The 19,238-nt window shown below is 72.4% G+C and carries 11 protein-coding genes; 3 read left to right on the forward strand and 8 right to left on the reverse strand.

Annotation, left to right across the window (positions count from 1 at the left end; all coding sequences use genetic code 11):
• Positions 1-89 precede the first annotated feature (89 nt).
• The 7 genes from AB0I23_RS09295 to eccD all read right to left on the reverse strand — a co-directional run bounded on the left by AB0I23_RS09295 (position 90) and on the right by eccD (position 7,719).
• Positions 90-605 carry a YbaB/EbfC family nucleoid-associated protein gene (locus tag AB0I23_RS09295; RefSeq protein WP_359108343.1) on the reverse strand — a complete coding sequence of 172 codons (516 nt, stop codon included), beginning with the start codon at positions 603-605 and terminating at the stop codon, positions 90-92.
• Entirely contained in the window at positions 602-3,256 is a 2,655-nt protein-coding gene (locus tag AB0I23_RS09300; protein WP_359108344.1) for an AAWKG family protein, read from the reverse strand. Before AB0I23_RS09300 ends, AB0I23_RS09295 begins: the two co-directional genes overlap by 4 nt.
• Positions 3,257-3,322: 66 nt before the next feature.
• Positions 3,323-3,793: a type VII secretion system-associated protein gene (locus tag AB0I23_RS09305; protein ID WP_359108346.1), complete on the reverse strand. Its 471-nt coding sequence runs from the start codon at positions 3,791-3,793 to the stop codon at positions 3,323-3,325.
• A 28-nt stretch (positions 3,794-3,821) separates the two neighbouring features.
• Positions 3,822-4,145 carry a WXG100 family type VII secretion target gene (locus tag AB0I23_RS09310; protein ID WP_359108348.1) on the reverse strand — a complete coding sequence of 108 codons (324 nt, stop codon included), beginning with the start codon at positions 4,143-4,145 and terminating at the stop codon, positions 3,822-3,824.
• 96 nt (positions 4,146-4,241) lie between these two features.
• Positions 4,242-4,586: a WXG100 family type VII secretion target gene (locus AB0I23_RS09315; protein WP_359108350.1), complete on the reverse strand. Its 345-nt coding sequence runs from the start codon at positions 4,584-4,586 to the stop codon at positions 4,242-4,244.
• A 111-nt stretch (positions 4,587-4,697) separates the two neighbouring features.
• The gene (eccB, locus tag AB0I23_RS09320; RefSeq protein ID WP_359108352.1) at positions 4,698-6,245 is read right to left on the reverse strand and encodes a type VII secretion protein EccB; all 1,548 of its coding nucleotides are present in this window, start codon (positions 6,243-6,245) and stop codon (positions 4,698-4,700) included.
• Positions 6,246-6,330: 85 nt separating this feature from the next.
• A complete protein-coding gene (gene eccD / locus AB0I23_RS09325; RefSeq protein WP_359108354.1) occupies positions 6,331-7,719 on the reverse strand; it encodes a type VII secretion integral membrane protein EccD in 1,389 nt (462 codons plus the stop codon).
• Between the two features lie 168 nt (positions 7,720-7,887).
• Between eccD and eccCa the strand changes: the two genes are divergently transcribed.
• Positions 7,888-11,841, forward strand: a complete 3,954-nt coding sequence (gene eccCa / locus AB0I23_RS09330; protein ID WP_359108355.1) for a type VII secretion protein EccCa — start codon at positions 7,888-7,890, stop codon at positions 11,839-11,841.
• 39 nt (positions 11,842-11,880) lie between these two features.
• On the opposite strand, the gene AB0I23_RS09335 is transcribed toward eccCa, so the two are convergent.
• Positions 11,881-13,056 carry a S8 family serine peptidase gene (locus AB0I23_RS09335; protein WP_359108357.1) on the reverse strand — a complete coding sequence of 392 codons (1,176 nt, stop codon included), beginning with the start codon at positions 13,054-13,056 and terminating at the stop codon, positions 11,881-11,883.
• Positions 13,057-13,273: 217 nt separating this feature from the next.
• Here AB0I23_RS09335 and AB0I23_RS09340 point away from each other — a divergent pair, with 217 nt between their 5' ends.
• Together AB0I23_RS09340 and AB0I23_RS09345 are read left to right on the forward strand one after the other, a co-directional pair.
• Positions 13,274-16,663, forward strand: a complete 3,390-nt coding sequence (locus tag AB0I23_RS09340; RefSeq protein ID WP_359108359.1) for a right-handed parallel beta-helix repeat-containing protein — start codon at positions 13,274-13,276, stop codon at positions 16,661-16,663.
• Entirely contained in the window at positions 16,660-19,182 is a 2,523-nt protein-coding gene (locus tag AB0I23_RS09345) for a hypothetical protein (RefSeq protein WP_359108361.1), read from the forward strand. The genes AB0I23_RS09340 and AB0I23_RS09345 overlap by 4 nt, the downstream gene beginning before the upstream one ends.
• Positions 19,183-19,238: the final 56 nt, after the last annotated feature.

Raw genomic sequence — 19,238 nt, forward strand, 5'->3', positions numbered from 1 at the left:
TAAGGGGTACTCTGCGCCCCGAAATCTGCGGGCGCTTACGTCAGTTGACGCAATCGATTACGGGTCTGGCACGCCGGCGGGCCGACCGCTCAGTCGTGCGGGTCGCCGTCCACCTCGTCGTAGAGGGCACGGCCCCGCTGCCGGCGCCGGCCGCCGGGGCCGCCGGCCGCCCCCTCGGGCTCGGGGGGCGCCGCCGGGCCGAGGAACTGCCCGATCAGGGCGCCCCAGTCGGCCTGGGTTCCGGGGATGCCGGGCAGTTCGGGCATGCCGGGCATGGAGCTGAGGGCGTTCACGCTGTCGGTGAGCGGCTTGACCGCCTCGGTCACGTCCCGGGAGGCGAGGGACCGGGCCTTGTCGAAGGCCTCCATGACGGAGGCCGCCAGCTGCGCGGCGGCCATGCTCCGGTAGCGGCTCTCCAGGAAGCGGATGGAGGCCATCTCGCCGGTACCCGCGACGGTCACCTCGACGCAGCGGTCCTTGGAGGTCGCCGAGACCCTCATGCCGCGGACCTGCTCCTGGGCCTGGGCGGCCGCCCGCTCCGAGGCGTCCAGGTCTGCGATCGCCATGGCCAGGCGCTCCTCGAGCGAGTGCTGCGGCGAGCTCATCGGGCCTCTCCTGTCATGAAGGCGTTGTTCTTCGCTCCGGTGGTACCGGGCTCCTCCCGGCCGAGGACGGCAGGGTTGCCTTCGTCCTCCGTGCCCCAGACGTCCTCTTCCTCAGCCAGCCAGTTGGCCCGCTCGCGGTCGGAGCTCTGGGTCTGCTGGCCGCCCTGCTGGCCGCCGGGCGGGGGCATGTACGGGGGCGTGCCGCCGGTGCCCTGGGCGCCCGGGCCCTGAGCCATGCGGTTGGGGGAGCCCGCGGGGTCGCCGACGAACTCGCGGACCCGGTCACCACCGCCCAGTGCGCCGCCCGCGCCGCCCATACCGCCGGCTCCCATGCCGGGGGGCATCAGGGGCGGGGCCCCGGTCGCGGGGTTGCCGCCCGGCACGCCGCCGAGGGCGTTGGGGTCGCTGCCGAGGGCGTCCACACCGTAGTCGGGGAAGTCGGTGGACAGGTCGTAGCCGGCTTCCTCGTAGCTGGGCGGGTTTGCGAGGAGCGAGTTCCCGCCGCCGCCACCGTACGTACCGCCACTTCCTCCCGGTACTCCGCCGCCCGCTCCGGACACCCCGGGGAGGTCGAAACCGGGGCTGTTGAGGCCGGGGAGCTGCGGGGTGGTCAGGGGGAGGTCGGGGCGCTCCCCCAGCGGTTTGCCGTCCGGGCCCAGGTACGAGGTGTTGCCGTCGGGATCGGTCAGGGTGACGACCCCGCCCGGGTGCAGCACGCGCTTGGTGCCGTCGGGTTTGACTGTCGTGGTGGTCCCGTCGGGCTTGGCGGTGACCTTCGTACCGTCGGGCTTCTCCGTCAGGATGGTGCCGTCGGGGCTGCGGGTGACCTTCGTACCGTCCGGGCTGGTGGTGAGGACACTGCCGTCGGGCAGGACGGTCCGGGTACTGCCGTCGGGGAAGGCGACCGGCGTACCGGAGCCATCCCGGTTCTGGAGGGTGGGCGGCTTGGATCCGAGGAGCGTGGAGTTCGGCAGACCGGGAATGACGGGGCTGCCGTCGGGGTTTGTGCCGCCGGGGAGCTCGCTGCCGGGAAGGCCAGAGCCGGGGAGACCCGATCCAGGCGGGCCCGCGAGGTTGACGTTCGGGGCGGGCACCCGGGTGGTCGTGTTCGGGTTGCCGCTGCCGCCGGGACCTCCTGAACCGGTGATGCCCGGTATACCGCCGGGAACCCCGCCCGGCACGTTCAGGCCGGAGCCGTTGTTCAGCCCGCCGCCGGAGCCGTTACCGCCGGGGTTGTTGAGATCGGGAGGGGGCGCGTTCTTGAGGAACTCCTTCGGGTCGGGAATCCCGCCGTCCTCCCCGCCCGTACCGTCCTTCCCCCCGGTTCCGTCGGCCCCGTTGCCGCCCTTGTCGTTCAGGTCGTTGAGCTTGGGGGGCGGCGGGATCTTCGTCTCGTTGTTGCCGCCCTTGCCGTCGTCCCCGCCGAGGCCCAGCTTCCGCAGGATGTCTTCCCAGCTCTGGTCGGAGCCGTCGCCGCCCTTGCCGTCCTTGCCGCCGTTCTTGTCGTCCTTGGCGTCGCTGCCGATCGGCGAGGTGTTCCTGGTCACCAGCGGGTTGGTCAGGACGGCGGTGGCGTCGACGAAGGCGTTGTTCACTTCGCTGAGTTCCCTGTTGCCCGCCGGCAGCAGCATCGACTCGACGGCGTCGTTCCAGAGCTTGATCGCCAGCTTGCCGATGTTGCCCCAGCTGTCGATCTGGGTGAGATCCCCCCAAGTGGGGTGGTTCTGCTGGAAGGAGGGGCCGGCGAGCACGTCGTAGCCGTCATTGCCGCTCTGGTCAAGCAACACTTGGCTGATGTTGTTCGCCTGGATCCAGAGGGCGACGTCGTAGATCAGGTTCGACAACGCCAGCATCGGGTTGGACACCGGGTTCGCGGCCCACTGGTACCAGGCCATGACCAGGTCGTAAGCCGACTGGTGGACCGCGTTCGCCGCACCGATGAGGGAATCGCCCTGCTTGGTGAGGGAGGCGCCCCGCCCGTTCACCGGCAGCAGGGCGTAGTTCTTGGCCGAGAAACCGGGCGGGAGGAGCTGTTCCTTGTAACCCTTGTAGTTCTCCTCCATCCGCCTGATCAGGGCGGCGAACGCGTCGGCGGCCGTTCCCTTCATGTCCGCGTCCTTGTGCCCGAGGGAGTCGGCCCACTGCTTGAGGACGGCCTCCTCGTCATTGAAGTACTGGAAGGTGCGGTCGTAGGCGCCGGCGACATCGGAGAACGACCGCAGGTTTACGGCGTTCTGCGGTTCGATCACGAGACCGCCGTAGGAACGGCCCTGCGTGGAGAAGGGGTTGTTCACGATCCCGTTGAGCATGTTCAACGGGCCCAAGATGTAGTTGTCGAGCGGGGTGCCCGGCGGAGACGGGCGCTCGGACGGGTTCCACAGGAAGTCGATCGAGATCTTCTTGAGTTCGGCGTAGCCGCGTGGGCCTATTGGGCCCGTGTAGTAGGCGAGTACGTACGAGTGGCCCTCCACGTTGGGGCCGACGGTCGACAGTTTGTCCACTACGGCGAAATCGCCGAGCGTTTCGACCTTCACGTTCATCAACGGGGTCTTCTCGTCGGTACCGGCGAGATCCTCGAAAAGGGTCGAGCGGTCGGGCATCGGATAGCCCGTCAGCAGCTGGACCGCCGAGGCCCACAGGTCGGCAGGCATGGATACCCTCCGCTCTTCCTTCTGGTGCGGTCCGGTCGCTGAAGGCGCCGGTCTTGGTCCGGTCGCTCAGGCGCCGGTCTTGGTCGGGTCGTTCGGCGGTTTGGTCGGGTCGTTCGCCGGGCTGCCGGCCGACTTGATCGTGTTGAGGAACTCCTGGGCCTTGATGTCGTCGAGAGTCCCCCCCTGCTTCTTGAGGAACTCCTCCACCATCTTGAGGAGGGTGTCCTTGATCTCCTGCGACAGGTTCGTCATGTTCTGGAGCATCGTGTCGATGCTCTGTGTGAACTTGAGCGTGGTGCTGTTGAGGGTCGATCCGTGCACCGTGTCCCCGCCCGACATCAGCCCTATCGCCAGCGGCTTCGTGAGCGAGAAGGTGTCCGGGTTGGTGTAGCCCCGGGCGATGTTGCGGGGCGAGAGGGCGGTGCCCGAGTCCTTGCCGAGCTCTTCGATCACGGCAAGGAACTCGGTGAGCGGCCCGTTGATGAAGGCGTTGATCGCCGGGGTGTCGAGCTGGGTGAGCTGCGCCTGGGTGGGCACCGGGATGCTCCCTGGGTCCGGAGGGTGGTCAGTAGACCTGGAGGTTGCCCCAGTCCTGGGCCAGGCCACGGTCGAGGACGCCGTAGCCCTCCGCGATGTCGCTGAGCAGCTTGCCGCTGCTGGCGACGGCCTGCGCCGCGTGGTCGACGTAGCCGTGCCACTCGACGAACTTCTCGTTGAAGGCGCCCTTGTCCATACCGACGCAGCTGTCGGCCCACTGGGCGATGGCCTGCTGGAGGTTGTTCAGGACGGTGTCGATCGCCTCGCTCGCGTTGATGAGCTGGGCGGTCACGCCATCGGTCGTGGCGTAGTGAATGCTGATGGATCCGTGATCATAACTGGCCTCGGGCACGAGGTCCTCCTTCGTCTTCGTCTGCTGCCGGATGGGGCGCGGAGCGGCGGCGGGCCGTCAGGATGGTTCCGGGACCGCCGGGCAGGGCCGGACCGATCAGCCCTTGAGGCCGGCGATGGCGTTCTGCATGCGGGTGATCTGGCTGGTGGTCGTGTCCTGGAGGTCGCCCTGGCGGCCGGAGTTCCTGATCATGGTCTCCTTGACGCTTTCCAGGCCCCGCTCCACCTTCATCACGTCTGCGTCCCATGACGCCAGCAGGTCCTGGTACGCCTTGCCGTCGGCGCCGCCGTATCCGTTGGGGCCGACCAGGTCGTTGGCCGAGGACTGGACGATGCCCCGGATCCGGGTGATGTCGTCGTGGGCGTTCTGCATCAGCTCGGAGACCTTGAGGTTCGCCTCGACTACGGTTTTGTATGCTCCGCCGGGAATGTCATCGGGCATCGGGATCACCCTTTCCGTGGTGTGTTGGTCCTGGGGTTCGAGTCTGCTTCCACTCGCCCCCCGGGCGAATCCGTCGCGTGACGTACCTGCAGCCGCAAACCCGGATCTACGTCAACTTCCCGACCCGGCCGCCACGTTGCCGGCCTGCGTGGGCCGGCTCCCCGGCGTCGACTCCGGGGTGTCGGCGGCGCCCGGGCAGCTTCTGCGCGGGGCGCCCGAGTCCGCGGCGGGAGCCTTGGCGGCCGCCGCGGGGTCCAGGGTCGCGCCCGTCGGCAGGGTCATGAGCAGGGCCGAGGGCAGACCGCGTACGTCGGCGGCCGTGTAGCCGAGCGCCTCCAAGGCCCCGCCCGCGGCGACCGGGTAGCGTACGCCCGAGTCGGTGACGAGGAAGACGGTGTCGCCCATCCGGGTGCCCGCGCTGCTGAGAGCCTGGATCAGGGCGCCCTTGCCCGGCGGCACCTCCACCCGGTCCACGGGCAGGCAAGCCGGGGCCACCCTGTCGGCCGGCGGCTGCGCCACATGGTCCTCGGCGACGGCCGCGGGGGCGAAGGCGACGCTGACCCCCATGCCCTTGCCGTCGCTCGGCCGGACCATGGCGCAGGGCTCGGTGCCGGCGGGGATCGGGACCAGGCGGGGCGGCGAGGCCGGCAGGTCGGCGCCGGCCGGGCGGCCCGTCGCGGGCGCCAGGTGGCCGCGGGCGGCCTCCGCCCCGACCGTACGCGCGACCGGGGTCTGTCCCTTGTACGCGACTTTGCGGGTCTCCGGATCGCCGAGGACGAGGGCGGTCTCCGTCTCGGTCAGCGGAGTCAGCCCCTCGCGCAGCAGCAGGTGGAACTGGCTGGTGGCACCCGGGACTTCCACCTTGAAGACCTGGCCGATGCGGGTCGGGTGCCCGTCGAGCGCGGGTCCGGATTCCCCGCGGCCCGGTACGGCGGGCGCGGCAAGATCGGCGGCGGCGGGGAGCGCGACGAGGAAGGCCGCGGAGACAGGGTGGGCCACGGCCGATCCGTAACCGAGCGAGGTGGCCGCGCCTGTGGCCTCCTCCAATAGGTGACGTTCCCCTCCCAAGAGCACCGAGCGGCGCCCGTCGGGTCCCTCGACGAGGAGCCCCTCGCCAGGGCCCAGCGGCCGCTCGCCCTCGGCGGCACCGAGGGCGAGCCGCGTGCGTACCACCACCTCCCCGGAGGTCTGCCGGGTGGTGGCCGCGCACACCTGCCAGGGGGAGGACAGCAGGGCGGCGCGGCCGGGGAGGTAGTCGGGGGCACTGGGGATGCCCACGGGCGGGCCGTGCGGGGCGTCCTTCGTGGCCTTGCTGCTGACCGTCGCGGACTTCATGTCGCCGCCGAGCAGGAGGCGCGCGGAGGCGTAGTTGAGGACGGGGCGCAGGCGGCCCTGGTCGTACACGTACCGGTTCCCGGTGTCCTTCTCCAGCACCAGGGTGCCCTCCGCCCGCCAGCTGGTCGAGCCGCCCGGGGAGAAGAGGCCCCAGAGGGCCGAGACGAGAACCGCGGCCACGCCGATCGCCAGCCCGAAGGTCATGCCGCGGTTGGTGCGCCCGCCCGGGGTTTCCAGGTGGTCCGGGTTGGCACGGAGCATTCCGGAGGTGAGCCGGCCCATCTGGAAGAGATGGGCCTGTACCTGGTCGCGCCTTGACTGCACGGGGCCCTCCGGCCTGCTCGTCGGTGTTCGGGATGTATGCCGGGGCGGGGAGGCGGTGCCGGCCGGGAGGCGGGCGGGGCGGGTGTCAGCCGGTCAGCTCGCGTGCCAGGCCGTACACACCCAGGACCCACAGAGCGAGGGGCAGCAGGGCGAGCGCCACCAGGGAGTGCAGGAGTTCCGCCGCGCGCCCCCAGTACGGCACCAGCCGTCGTCCCGGTACGGTCCAGATGGCGATGGTGAGGACGATGGCGAGGGCCACCAGGACCGCCACCAGGCCGAGCCTGCCGCCGTCGCCGAGGGCCCCGGCCGAGGCCATGGCGAGGACGGCGACACCCCAGACGCCGGGGGCGAGGATCGACACCCGCTGCCAGACGCTGCCGAGCTTGCGGCCGTGCAGGAGCAGCAGCACCGTCAGGGTGGCCGCGGTGACGGCCTGGGCGAGGCCGAAGTGCTCGGCGAGGACGGTGACGCAGACGGCACAGACGAGGCCGGTCGCGGCGTACAGGGCGGTGAGCCAGGCGTTCGCCGTCGCCGCGCGCCGGGCCACGTCCTCGCTCGGGTACGGTTCGATGGACTGCTGGAGTTCTTCGGGCGAGGTGGGCAGGGGCCGCATCTGCATGCCGGACATCCGGAAGGCGAGCGCGGGGACGAACCCGCCGAGGATCACGGCCCCGACGGCGGTCACCGCGGCGACGTGGGGGGCCGGGAATCCGGTGGCGGTGATCAGCCCGCCGGCGGCGGTGGCGAAGGCTGCGACCACTCCGACGGAGAGGAAGACGGCCGCGGAGGCGCCCACCACGGACAGGGCGAGGACGGCGCCGCCGGCAGCGGCGGCCCCGCCGGAGAAGAGCCGGGGGCCGAGCAGTTCCGCGCCGGGCGGTCCGCCGGGCAGCAGCCAGCCGGCCAGGGTCAGGAAGGGGACGGCGGCACAGCCCAGCATGACCGCGGTGAACGCGTCGCCGACGGCCCGGCTCGCGGTGCCCGCGCCCGCCAGGAGGAGTACGCCGCACAGCGCGGCGGTCAGGCCCCGGTCGACGGGCGGCAGTCCGGGCATGGCCAGGACCAGGGCCACGGCGGTGAGGAGGGTGGCGGCGACGACCCGGACGAAGGTACGGCTGCTGGACTCGGTCCAGTCCCCGCCGAGGCGTCCCATCACGGTGGCGACCCCGTCGACGATGTCGTCGAAGTGGGCCTCGGGCATGGCGTCGGCGGCCGACCGCAGGTAGAGGGTCTCGCCGTCGCGCACCTCCAGGGTGGACAGCGTGCCCTCCGCGTCCAGCGGAGCCTCGCCCAGGCGCTGGAGCACCCAGCCCTGTCCTTCGACGGTGGTCTCCTCGGCCGCAGTGCCGGCGAAGCCGAGCAGCGCCGGCAGCAGGTCGGACACGGGGATATCGGTCGGCGCCGCCAACTCGACTCTCCGATGCGGCAGTTGAATGGTCAAGCGGCTCAGCCCGGCGAGGGGACTCTCACTCATGGGGCGCACACTACGTGCGGATGAGCGCTCGCCCCTTCCGACGAATGACGCAATTTCGCGGCGGGGATGACGGTGTTCTCCCGCGACCGGTCCGGGTGCGCCGGGCCGCGGCCTAGGGTGCGGAAACCCGTAGCGCCGCGCCGGCGCGCGCAGACGAAGGAGCAGTCCGTGAGCGTGGTCCTCTTCCGCAGGCCGGCCCGCCGGCGCGGACCGGAGATGCCGGACGGAGAGCTGAACCTCCAGGAGCCGCCGGTCCTCGCCGAGGCCCAGCCGAACGCCGGTGGCATCTGGACGTTCCTGCCCATGGGCATGATGTCGATGTCGATGATGTTCATGTTCCTGCGGCCGGGCGCGGGCGGAGTGTTCATGTACGTGGCGGTCGGCATGATGGCCACGGGCATGGTGGCGATGCTGGTCGGTCAGGCCATGCAGCGCCGGGGCGAGCGCAAGTCGAAGATGAACGGGGAGCGGCGCGACTACCTGCGCTACCTGTCGCAGGTCCGGCGGCGGGTGCGCAAAGCCATCGTGGAGCAGGGCGAGGCCCTGGCCTGGCGCCATCCCGAACCGGGAGCGCTGTGGTCGCTGGCGCGCTCCAGCCGGCTGTGGGAACGGCGGGTGAGCGACGAGGACTTCGCCGAGGTGCGCATCGCGCGCGGATCGCAGCGGCTGGGGCTGCGCCTGGCGCCGGTGACCACCCGTCCGGTGGAGGACCTGGAACCGCTGACGGCGCACGCGCTGCGCTGTTTCGTGGAGGCGTACGCGCAGATACCCGACCAGCCCATCGCCGTGTACCTGCGGGCGTGGTCGCGGGTGCTGGTGCGCGGGGAGCCGGAGGAGGCCCGGGCCTTCGCGCGGGCCGTGCTGGGGCAGTTGGCGACCCTGCACAGCCCGGACGACCTGTGGATCGCGCTGTGCGTCTCGGACGAGGTGAAGGAGGAGTGGGACTGGGCGAAGTGGCTTCCGCACGCACTGCACCCGCAGGCCACGGACGGCGCGGGGCCGACCCGGATGGCCGCCCCGGCGGTCGGTGAACTGACCGATCTTGTCGGCGCCGAGTTCGCCGAGCGCCCGCCCTTCGATCCGACCGCCTCGCCCACCCGGGAGGAGCCCCTGGTGGTCGTGGTGATCGACGGGGGCAGTGTGTCCACGGGGCACCGGTTCGACGGCGCGGGGTTCCGCAACTGCGTGGTCATCGACCTCTCCGGGGAGCTGCGCTGGCGGCCGGGCCGCACCACGCTGCGGCTGGGGCTGACCGAGGGCCGTGTCGAGCTCGTCCGTACGGACAGCAACCGGCGGGAGCAGTCGACGGTGCTCGGCGTCCCCGACGCGCTGGGGCCGAACGCGGCCCGGGCGCTGGCCAAGGAGCTGGCGCCCTTCCGGGCGACGACGGGCGGGGAGTCGGCCGAGCCGCTGGCCTCCGACATCCAGCTGACCGGGCTGCTCGGCATCAACGACCTGCGCCGCCACGAGCCGGCCACCCTGTGGCAGCGGCGCACCGCCCACCAGCACCTGCGGGTTCCGATCGCGCTGGGCGGCAACGGCGTACCGGTGGAACTGGACCTGAAGGAGTCCGCGCAGGGCGGGATGGGACCGCACGGCATGCTCATCGGGGCGACCGGCTCCGGCAAGAGCGAGCTGCTGCGCACCCTCGTGCTCGGGCTGGCCCTGACCCATTCCTCGGAGCGGCTCAACTTCGTCCTCGTCGACTTCAAGGGCGGCGCGACCTTCCTGGGGCTCGACACCCTCCCCCACGTCTCCGCGGTCATCACCAACCTGTCCGACGAGGCCGCCCTCGTGGACCGTATGCAGGACGCCCTGCACGGTGAACTGATGCGCCGCCAGGAGCTGCTGCGGCAGGCCGGCAACTACGCCTCGGCCCTGGACTACGAACAGGCCCGGGCCGGCGGTGCTCCGCTCGCCCCACTGCCGAGCCTGGTGGTCGTGGTGGACGAGTTCAGTGAACTGCTCTCCGCGCACCGTGACTTCATGGACCTGTTCGTCATGATCGGCCGACTGGGACGCTCGCTGGGGGTGCACCTGCTGCTCGCCTCGCAGCGGCTGGACGAGGGCCGGGTGCACCAGCTCGAAAGCCACCTGTCGTACCGGATCGGGCTGCGCACCTTCTCCGCGATGGAGAGCCGGGGCGTGCTGGGCGTGCCGGACGCCTATCTGCTGCCGCCCGAGCCGGGCAACGGCTACCTGAAGACCGGCGTGGAGGAGCTGACCCGGTTCCGCGCCGCGTACGTGTCGGGGACGTACCGGAGCCGGGCGGGAGCCGTCTCCACGTCCCGGGTGGCCAACCAGATCGTGCCGTGGACCACCACCTGGGTGGTGCCGCGGCAGCCGGTGGAGCCGACGGAGGAGGAGGCGCGGGCCGCGAGCGAGGAGGAGTCCGACTCGCTGCTGTCGGTGGCCGTGGGCCGGCTGGTCGGATCCGGGCCTGCGGCCCACCAGGTGTGGCTGCCGCCGCTGGCTGCCTCCCCGCCACTGGACATGCTGCTGCCGCCGCTGGAGCCGCACCACGAGCGCGGGCTGACCGCCGTGGACGGGGAGGGGGAGCCGCGGCTGCGGGTCCCGGTCGGGGTGGTCGACCGGCCCTTCGAGCAGTTGCGCGACCTGCTCACCGTCGATCTGTCGGCGGCGGGCGGGCACGTGGGTATCGCGGGCGGGCCGCAGAGCGGCAAGTCCACGATGCTGCGCACCCTGATCGCCTCGCTGTCGCTGACCCACACCCCGCGTGAAGTCCAGTTCTACTGCCTGGACTTCGGCGGCGGCACGCTCTCGGGCCTGGCCAAGCTCCCGCACGTGGGCGGGGTGACGGGCCGGCTGGACGAGGACCGTGTGGGGCGTACGGTCAGCGAGGTGAGCGTGCTGCTGGGCCGGCGCGAGCAGTTCTTCCTGGACCACGGCATCGACACGGTCACCAGCTACCGGCGGCGGCGGGCGGCCGGGGAGTTCGCCGACGAACCCTTCGGTGACGTCTTCCTCGTCGTCGACGGCTGGCCGACCGTGCGTCAGGACTTCGACCAGCTCGTCAACGACATCAACAAGATCGCGCAGCGCGGGCTCAACTACGGGATCCACCTGATGCTGTCGACCGCCCGCTGGATGGAGCTGACCCCCGTCCTGCGCGAGGCCATCGGCACCAAGATGGAGCTGCGCATGGGTGATCCGATGGACTCCGTCATCGACATGCGCAAGGCGGCGACCGTCCCCGCGAACACGCCGGGCCGGGGACTGACCGCCCAGACCAAGCTGCACTACCTCACGGCGCTGCCGCGGATCGACGGAGCCGAGTCGGTGGACGACCTCGCCGACGGCGTCGCTGGCCTGGTCAGCGCCGTGGCGGACGGCTGGGCGGGGCGTCCTGGGGCGCCTGCGGTCCGCATGCTCCCGGCCCGCCTCGGGTACGGGCAACTGCCCGCCCCGCAGGGGCACCGGCTGCCGATCGGCATCGACGAGAACGAACTCCAGCCAGTCCACCACGATTTCGAGGAGAGCCCGCACCTGGTGGTGGTCGGCGACACCGAGTGCGGGAAGACCAACCTGCTGCGGTCGATGGCCCGTTCGATCGTCGCCCGGTACTCCCCGTCGGAGGCGAAGATCCTGATCGCGGACTTCCGGCGCGAACTGGTCGACGCGGTGCCGCCGGAGTACCGGCTGGGCCACGCCGTGTCCGGGGACGCGCTGCGCGAGTACGCCCAGGGCGTGGCCCAGGCCATGTCCGAGCGGACCCCGGGCGAGGACATCCCGCCGGCCAGGATGCGGCTGTGCGACTGGTGGGACGGGCCGCGCCTGTTCGTCCTGGTGGACGACTACGAGATGGTCGGCAGTGGCTTCAACTCGCCACTGGAGTCCCTGCTCCCGCACGTCCCCCTCGGCTTCGAGGTGGGCCTGCACATGGTCGTGGCGAGGGCCTCGTCGGGCGCCGTGCGCGGCGCCTCGGACAGTGTGATCCGGACCCTGCTCGACGCGAACAGTACGGCGCTGATGATGTCCTGCCCGCCGAGCGAGGGGACCTTCATCGGGAACGTGAAGCCGAAGCTGCTACCGCCGGGGCGGGCCATCCGGATCGCCAGGCGGCGCAGCCTGATGATCCAGACCGCGCTCCTGGAGGACTGAGCGGGCGCGCGGTCGGCGGGCCCGCCGAGCGGATTTCGCTCAGCCGGCCCGCCAGCCGCGCGCCCGTGCCTTGGGCAGCAGCCGGCCGAGGGCCCCGAGGATCAGGACCAGGGACACGCATCCGATCGCGATCAGTATGCTGCGCGACCGGGCGCCCCCGTCCGAGGTCGCGACCGGCAGGGTGACCGGCCCGGCCTGCTTCATGGCCGCCGCGGAGTCGGCCGGCAGCACCCCCGAGACGGCCGCGTAGGGGTCCAGGCGCGGCACGGCGGCGGTGTACGAGCCGCCCAGCAGCCGGGTGCGGGTACGGTCGGCGCCGATGCCGGGCTCGTAGGACCGGACCAGGGCGGCGGCGCCGGCGGCGAAGCCCACCGCGAGGGAGGAGCCGGATCCGGTGAAGGCGCCCTCGCCGCCCGGCCCCACGCTGACCACCCCGTCCCCGGGGGCCCCGAGGTCGGCGTGGCGCGGAACGACGGAGTTCTGCGGGCGGGAGCCGTCGGCGCCGAAGTCCATGACGGAGAGCACACCGGGCTCGGCGGCCGGCCAGTAGTCCCGAGGCTGCGCGGCGTCCGCGCCGCCCTGGCGGGATGGCTGGTCGGGCACGGAGGGCGCCACCACCAGGGCGTCGGCTCGCCGGGCCCGCTCCACGGCGGCGGTCAGCTTGGCGCTGCGGTCGGGGAACGCGAAGGGCACGGCGATCACCTTGGCCCCGCCGGCGACGGCGGCCTCGATCCCCCGCGCCACCTTGGCCGGGATGGTCGCGCCCCTCGGGGTGGTGACCCGGACGGCCAGGATCCGCGCCTCGGGGGCCACCCCGGTGAAGCCGGAGCCCTCGCGCGGTGCTGCGGCGATCAGTCCGGCGACGAAACTCCCGTGGCCCACACAGTCCTGGCCGCTGTCGGCCCCGACCGGAGTCACCCGTCCGGCGAGCGCGGGGATCGTGGTGCCGACCCCGGTCCCGACCACGGCGACGGTGACCCCCTGGCCGCGGGCCATGCGCCACACCCGGTCCAGGCCGAGCATGTCCTGGGTCCACGGCGGCTGCTCGGCCCGTTTGCCGGAGGCCGGACGGCAGGGCGCGTTGTCCGCCAGGGTCTGCACGACCACCGGCAGGGTCTCGTCCGCTGCCCCTGCGGCCGCGCCGGGGGCGGCCGCGGCGGCGACCAGAGCCATCGCGGACATCAGGGGGGCCGCACCCCGTCGCATCGCTCTCATGGACGCAGCGTAGGAGCGTCATCCGTCAACCGGTGCCCGCTGGAGATGAGTTCGGCACGTATGGGGTCCACCGCGCCGAAATCTACGTCATCGGCCGAGCGCCCTACGTCGCGCGAACCAGTCATTGTTCGGTAGCGGCGGCCCACCGGCCCCCGGCAGCCTGTGAGCCGGTGCGATACGCGTCGCGCACCGCCGCACCATCAAGGGAGGCACCGTCGTGGTACGCCAGGTACTCACCGTCGATCACAACGGCTCCGGCGAGTACCGGACCATCAAGGAGGCCCTTTCCCACGCCCGCACGGGCGCGGTGATCAGCGTGCAGCCCGGTCGGTACGTGGAGAACCTGCTGGTGACCACGCAGGTCACCATCGTCGCCGACGGCCCCAAGGGGAGCGTGGAGATCATCCCGCGCCGCGACACCGCGATCACCCTGGCCGCCGAAGCGGTGATGCTCACCGACCTGCTGCTGCGCGGCGGGGAGAGCGACGTGCCCGTGGTCCATGCCGCCCGGGGCCAACTGGCCATGCAGGACTGCGAGGTGGTCGGCAAGGGCTGGGCGGCCGTATCGGCCTCCGACGCCGGCTCACTCGCCCTGCGGGACTGCCGGATCACCAACCCGGACGGGGCGGGCATCGTGGTGACCTCCGCCCAGCCGAGCGCGGTGGAGGACTCCGTCATCGAGCACTTGGGGACCTCTGCGGTCGTGGTCGTGGACCAGGGCCGGCTCAGCGTGCGCGGCTGCCGGCTGCGCGACGCGCGGGGCAACGGGATCCTGGCCAACGGAGAGGCCCGCGGCTCCGTAGAGAACTGCGAGATCTCCTCCACGGACAAACCAGCCGTGGCGCTGGAGGGTTCCAGCAGCGTCACCGTGCAGGACGTCACCGTCACCGGGGTGACCGTGGGGGTCTACGTCACCAGCACCTCCCGCACCGTCCTGGAGAACGTCCAGGTGACCGACACCACCGGTCACGGCATGGTCGTCGCCGCGGGCTCGGACCCCCTGCTGCGCCGCTGCGGAACCGCCGACACCCGGGGCAGCGGACTGCTCGTCACCGGCAAGTCCCGTGGCACGTACGAGGACTGCGTCTTCCGCGCCTCGGCGCAGGCGGCCGTACGGGTCGCCGAGTCCAGCAGTCCGGTCCTGACCGGCACGACCGTACGGGACACCGAAGGCGTCGCCGTACTCCTCGTGGACGAGTCGGTCGCGGAGATCGACCGGCTCGACGTCCTCGACGCCGGCGGCCACGGCATCTCGGTACGCTCGGGGGCCAACCCGCTGCTGCGGCGGGTGCGCGTCAACGGCACGAAGGGCTACGGGATCGAGGTCGCCGAGGACGGCCGGGGCCGGCTCGAACACTGCGAGATCGAGAACACCGGTTCGGCGGCCCTGCGCATCGAGGGGCACGGCAACCCACACGTCGGCAACACCACCATCCGCGGCTCCAAGCAGGCCGGGGTGTCGGTGGGCTCCCTCGGCCGGGGTTCCCTGCGGGACTGCGAGATCAGCGGAACGGGTACCGAGGGCGTGTCGGTGGAGGACGGCGGCGAGCTGTCCATGACCCGGGTGAACGTCAAGGAAGCCGGCGCCCACGGCATCCTGGTCGCGACCGGCGCACGGGCCGCCCTCAACTCCTGCGGGTTCGCCGACAGCACCGGCGACGGCATCCGGGTCGACAGCGCCGAGCAGGTCACCATCACGGGGTGCGCGGTCCGCACCAACCGGGGCGCCGGGCTGCGGCATTCACGTCCGGGCACCCGGCTCTCGGTGGACGGACTGGTGAGCACGGGCAACGGCGCCGCGGACATCTGGGAGGGCGCCCCGAAGCAGGAGATCCCCGCGGGCGGCGGGAACGGGGGCCCGGCGGAGACCGTCCCGGGCGGCGCGGCCCCGGACACGACGCCGAAGGGACCGCTCGGCGAACTGGAGGCCCTGGTCGGGCTGGAGGGCGTCAAGCACCAGGTGAGTACGCTGATCAACCTCAACAGGCTGGCCCAGCAACGCGCCAGCCTGGGGATGCCCGCACCGCCCATGAGCCGCCACCTCGTCTTCGCGGGCCCGCCCGGCACCGGCAAGACCACCGTGGCCCGGCTGTACGGCAGCATCCTCGCCGAGCTGGGCTCGCTCCCCTCGGGCCACATCGTGGAGGTCTCCCGGGCCGACCTGGTGGCCCAGATCATCGGCGGTACCGCCATCAAGACCACCGAGACCTTCGAACGGGCCCTGGGCGGCGTCCTGTTCATCGACGAGGCCTACACCCTGCTCTCCGACAGCAGGGGCTCGGGGGCCGACTTCGGCCAGGAGGCCATCGACACCCTGGTCAAGCTCATGGAGGACCACCGCGACGAGGTCGTCGTCATCGTCGCCGGCTACTCCAAGGAGATGCAGGCCTTCCTGTCCGCCAACCCCGGACTCGCCTCCCGGTTCACCCGGAGCATCGAGTTCATCAACTACACCGTCGACGAACTCGTCACGATCGTCGAGAACATGTGCGTCGCCCACGGCTACCAGCTGGCCCCGACCGCGCGCGAGGCCCTCGCCCTGCACTTCACCCGGATGCCCCGGGACGCGAGCTTCGGCAACGGCCGTGCCGCGCGCAAGGTGTTCGAGGAAATGGTGGACCGGCAGGCCTTCCGGCTCGCGTCCCGCTCCGAGATCAGCCAGTCCGACCTGGCGCAGCTCGTCGCGGAGGACGTGGGCGAGGAGGAGGCGGCCATGATCAGCTCGGGCGGCGAGGACCGGCCCGCGGACTCGGAGGTACTGGCCCGCCTCAACGGCATGATCGGTCTCTCCGCCGTGAAGGAGGAGGTCGCGGGCATGGTCGACCTCCTCGCGGCGACCCGGCAGCGCCAGGCCGCCGGACTGGCCGCGCCCAGGATCAGCCACCACCTCGTCTTCGCCGGACCTCCCGGCACCGGCAAGACCACCATCGCCCGTCTCTACGCCGACCTGCTGTGCTCCTTCGGGGTGCTGCCCCGCGGCCAGCTCGTCGAGGTGGCCCGCGCCGACCTCGTCGGCCGGTACATCGGCCACACCGCGCAGCTCACCCGCGAGGCCTTCGAACGCGCCCTTGGCGGGGTGCTCTTCATCGACGAGGCCTACACCCTCACCCCGCTCGACGCCCCTTCCGACTTCGGACGGGAGGCGGTGGACACCCTGCTCAAGCTGATGGAGGACCACCGCGACGAGGTGGTGGTCATCGTCGCCGGCTACACGGACGAGATGGGCCGGTTCCTGGACTCCAACCCCGGTCTCGCCTCCCGCTTCTCACGGCACGTCACCTTCGAGGACTACACCACCGACGAACTGGTGACCATCGCCGACCGGCACACGCTTGAACTCGGCTACCAGTGCGCCCCCGAGACCCTGGAGGCGCTGCGCCTGCTCTTCGAGACGACTCCCCGCGGCAAGTCCTTCGGCAACGCGCGCCTGGCCCGCCAGCTCGTGGAGACCATGATGACCCGGCAGGCCGGCCGGCTGAGGGGCCTCGCCGACCCCAGCCTGGAAACCCTGAGCCGACTACTGCCGGAAGACCTGCCGTTGGACGCCCTCGCCGCGCGCGGTGACAGGCAGAAGGTCCTCCAGCACGACGGGGGTGCCCTCTCATGAGCCTGTGGCAGAGCTTCCTCGGCCGACGGGCGGCCGGCAGCGGCCGGAACACCCCGACGGCCGGCGCCCAGAACCCGCCCGGGCCCGAAGGCGCCCCGGGCGTCCACCTCTTCCACCCCACGAAGCAAGCGCCCCAGTACCTGACCGACGCCGCCCACTGGCTGGGCCCCATGGCCCGGGACCACCTGGTGTTCCTGGTGGACAGCGGGGTCGAGGACACCTCCACGCTCCTCGACCAGTTCACCCCCATCCTGGCCGCCGCAGTACGCAACCGGTTCGACCGCGTGGCACTGGTCATGGCAGACGGCGCGGGCTCCGGCATCGCCGGGCGGATCACCGAAGCCTGGCCGGTCGAGGTGCTGGCCTGCCACGGCGTGCCCGTCGTGGGACCGGACGGCACCCTCTTCTCCCACCACGGCTGGCTGCGCTTCGCCGCCGGCCGCGCCCCCGAGGTCGTCGGCCGCCGCTTCCCGGCGCCCGTCTGGCAGGCGGCGTTCTCCCGGCTGGCCGCCGACACGGCCGAGGGACACCGCATCGACCACATCCCGGCCGGGATCATCCTGCGCCCCGACCGGTACGCGGCTCCCCCGGTGCCGGCGCTCGCGCACACGGTGCCTATGGAGGCGACCAGCGCGGTCCTGCTGGTCGGCGGCCCCGGCGCCGGCGGCACCACCGCCGAGGCCGTCGCCAGCGTGCTGGCCGCCCTGCCGGACCGGATCCGCCGGGCGACCCGGCTGATCCCCTGGTCCGGGGACCTGCTGCCGGTGGCCAAGGCGGTCGCCCACCTGCTCGACACGGAGGTGGAGGTCTCGGGGGGGCTGCCGCTGCTGCTCGACGCGACGGACGACGAGTCGCCCGAGTCGCGGACCCTGCTGATCTCCTCCGAAGGGGACCCGACCTGGCACTCGTACGTGGAATCGGTCGTCTACGGGCCCCTCGACGGTCCGGCGGGGCGCCTCAAGCGCTGGCGGCCGCCCCTCGCCGGCCTCGCCCCCGGGCAGCAGGACGGGACGTACCGGCTCTCCGCCGACTGGCAGGTGGCGGTGACCCGCGCGGGGCTGTGGGTGGGCCCCACCGGCCAGGTCACGAGCGCGTGGGAACGCCCGGTGGAGGCCGAGGTCCTGGCCATCGACGTCGGACTGCCCGGCGTCGCCACGGACGACTCGCTGCTGCCCGCGCTGGACGGCATGCTCGCCGAGCTGGAGACGTCGGACCGTGAGCGCGCCATGCTCCAGATCCACGCGGACTGCACCACCGACCAGCTGACGCAACTACGCCGGATCACGGTCCGGCACGGCATCGGCCTGGCCCGCCGGGGCTGGCTGCCCGGTGTGGGCGCGAACGCGTACCTGCCGGGCCACGCCCCGGCCGTCGCGGAGCCGCCTCAGCAGCAGCCCGCGGCCGCCGTCGCCTCGGCGCCCGCCTCCCTGATGTCCTCCACGACCCCTTCGCTGGCCCCGGCCGAGCCCCAGCCCGTGCCCGAGACGGAGAATTCGGAGGCCACGCAGGTACTGGCCCTGCCGCAGATCGACATCGCCGAGGGGCCGGGCGCGGCCGCCTCGGCCGGCGCCCTGCCGGGCTGGCTGACCTCGGGCACCCCGCTCCCGGCGGCAGAGCCTGCCGGGCAGGCGGCGACAGCAGCGACAGCGCAGGTGGAGCCGGCATCGGCTCCCACCCCGGCCCCGGCGGCCGTCGAGGTCCCCGCACCGGAACCCGTAGCGCCTACACCTGCACCGGAACCCGTAGCGCCTGCACCCGTACCGGGCCCCCCGCCTGCGGAGCCCGCCGCTGGCCCCACCGACCTGCACACCCTCCTCGGCCCGGCGTGGGAGAAGCACCACCAGGCCGTGGTCCGCGCGCTGACGCGTTTGCCGTCCGTACGCAGCCGCGCCGACGACGCGATGCGGTCCGACCTCGTCGCCCTGCACCTGTACCTGACGGGCGAGGCGGCCGTCCTGCCGGAAGACCGGCGCCGGGCGGCGATCAACGCAGGCCTGCGCCGGCTCCCCTCGTACCGGGGACCCGCGCTGCGGAGTACAGGCCCGGGCGCCGGGACGGCGGATCCCGAACCGGGTACGGAGCTGAGTTCCGACGCGCCGATCAGTGCGCTCGCCGCCGACCGGCCGCTGCCCCAGGCCGGCGGCGACCGGTACCTGATCTGGTCGGCGACCGCACGCCGGATCCGGCCGCTGCTCGAGGGCGGGGCCGCGGGCGCCGACGCCGTCGAGGAGGTCGTTTTCGGCGCGGGGACCCGGCTGCGCGTACTCGGTGTAAGGGACGATCGGGCCGGCGGCCGACTGGTCCTGCTCCGGGAGCTGCCCGACTCCGCTCCACCGGCCGCACCCGGTGAACTCGACCCCCAGGACGCGCTGTTCCAGGAACGACTGCTCACGTGGCTCGCGGACTCCGAACCACGGTGGGACGAGGCGGCCGCCTGGCCCGACCGCTGTGTCGGTCGGCTGACGGAGCGGCCCGGTGCCCGGGGCCCGGCAGCCGGTCCCGCACCAGTCCTGTCCTGAAGGGCAGGCCCGACATCCATCGACAGAGGAGATTCCAGTGACACAAGGGGAACGGA

The organism is Streptomyces atratus (assembly GCF_040655115.1).
In the GTDB taxonomy this organism is placed as follows: Bacteria; Actinomycetota; Actinomycetes; order Streptomycetales; family Streptomycetaceae; genus Streptomyces; species Streptomyces atratus_D.

What these genes read in the sequence shown, in the direction of transcription:
- AB0I23_RS09295 (WP_359108343.1), bottom strand. Translation starts at nt 605, where the DNA reads ATGAGCTCGCCGCAGCACTCGCTCGAGGAGCGCCTGGCCATGGCGATC.
- AB0I23_RS09300 (WP_359108344.1), bottom strand. Translation starts at nt 3,256, where the DNA reads ATGCCTGCCGACCTGTGGGCCTCGGCGGTCCAGCTGCTGACGGGCTAT.
- AB0I23_RS09315 (WP_359108350.1), bottom strand. Translation starts at nt 4,586, where the DNA reads ATGCCCGATGACATTCCCGGCGGAGCATACAAAACCGTAGTCGAGGCG.
- eccD (WP_359108354.1), bottom strand. Translation starts at nt 7,719, where the DNA reads ATGAGTGAGAGTCCCCTCGCCGGGCTGAGCCGCTTGACCATTCAACTG.
- AB0I23_RS09335 (WP_359108357.1), bottom strand. Translation starts at nt 13,056, where the DNA reads ATGAGAGCGATGCGACGGGGTGCGGCCCCCCTGATGTCCGCGATGGCT.
- AB0I23_RS09345 (WP_359108361.1), top strand. Translation starts at nt 16,660, where the DNA reads ATGAGCCTGTGGCAGAGCTTCCTCGGCCGACGGGCGGCCGGCAGCGGC.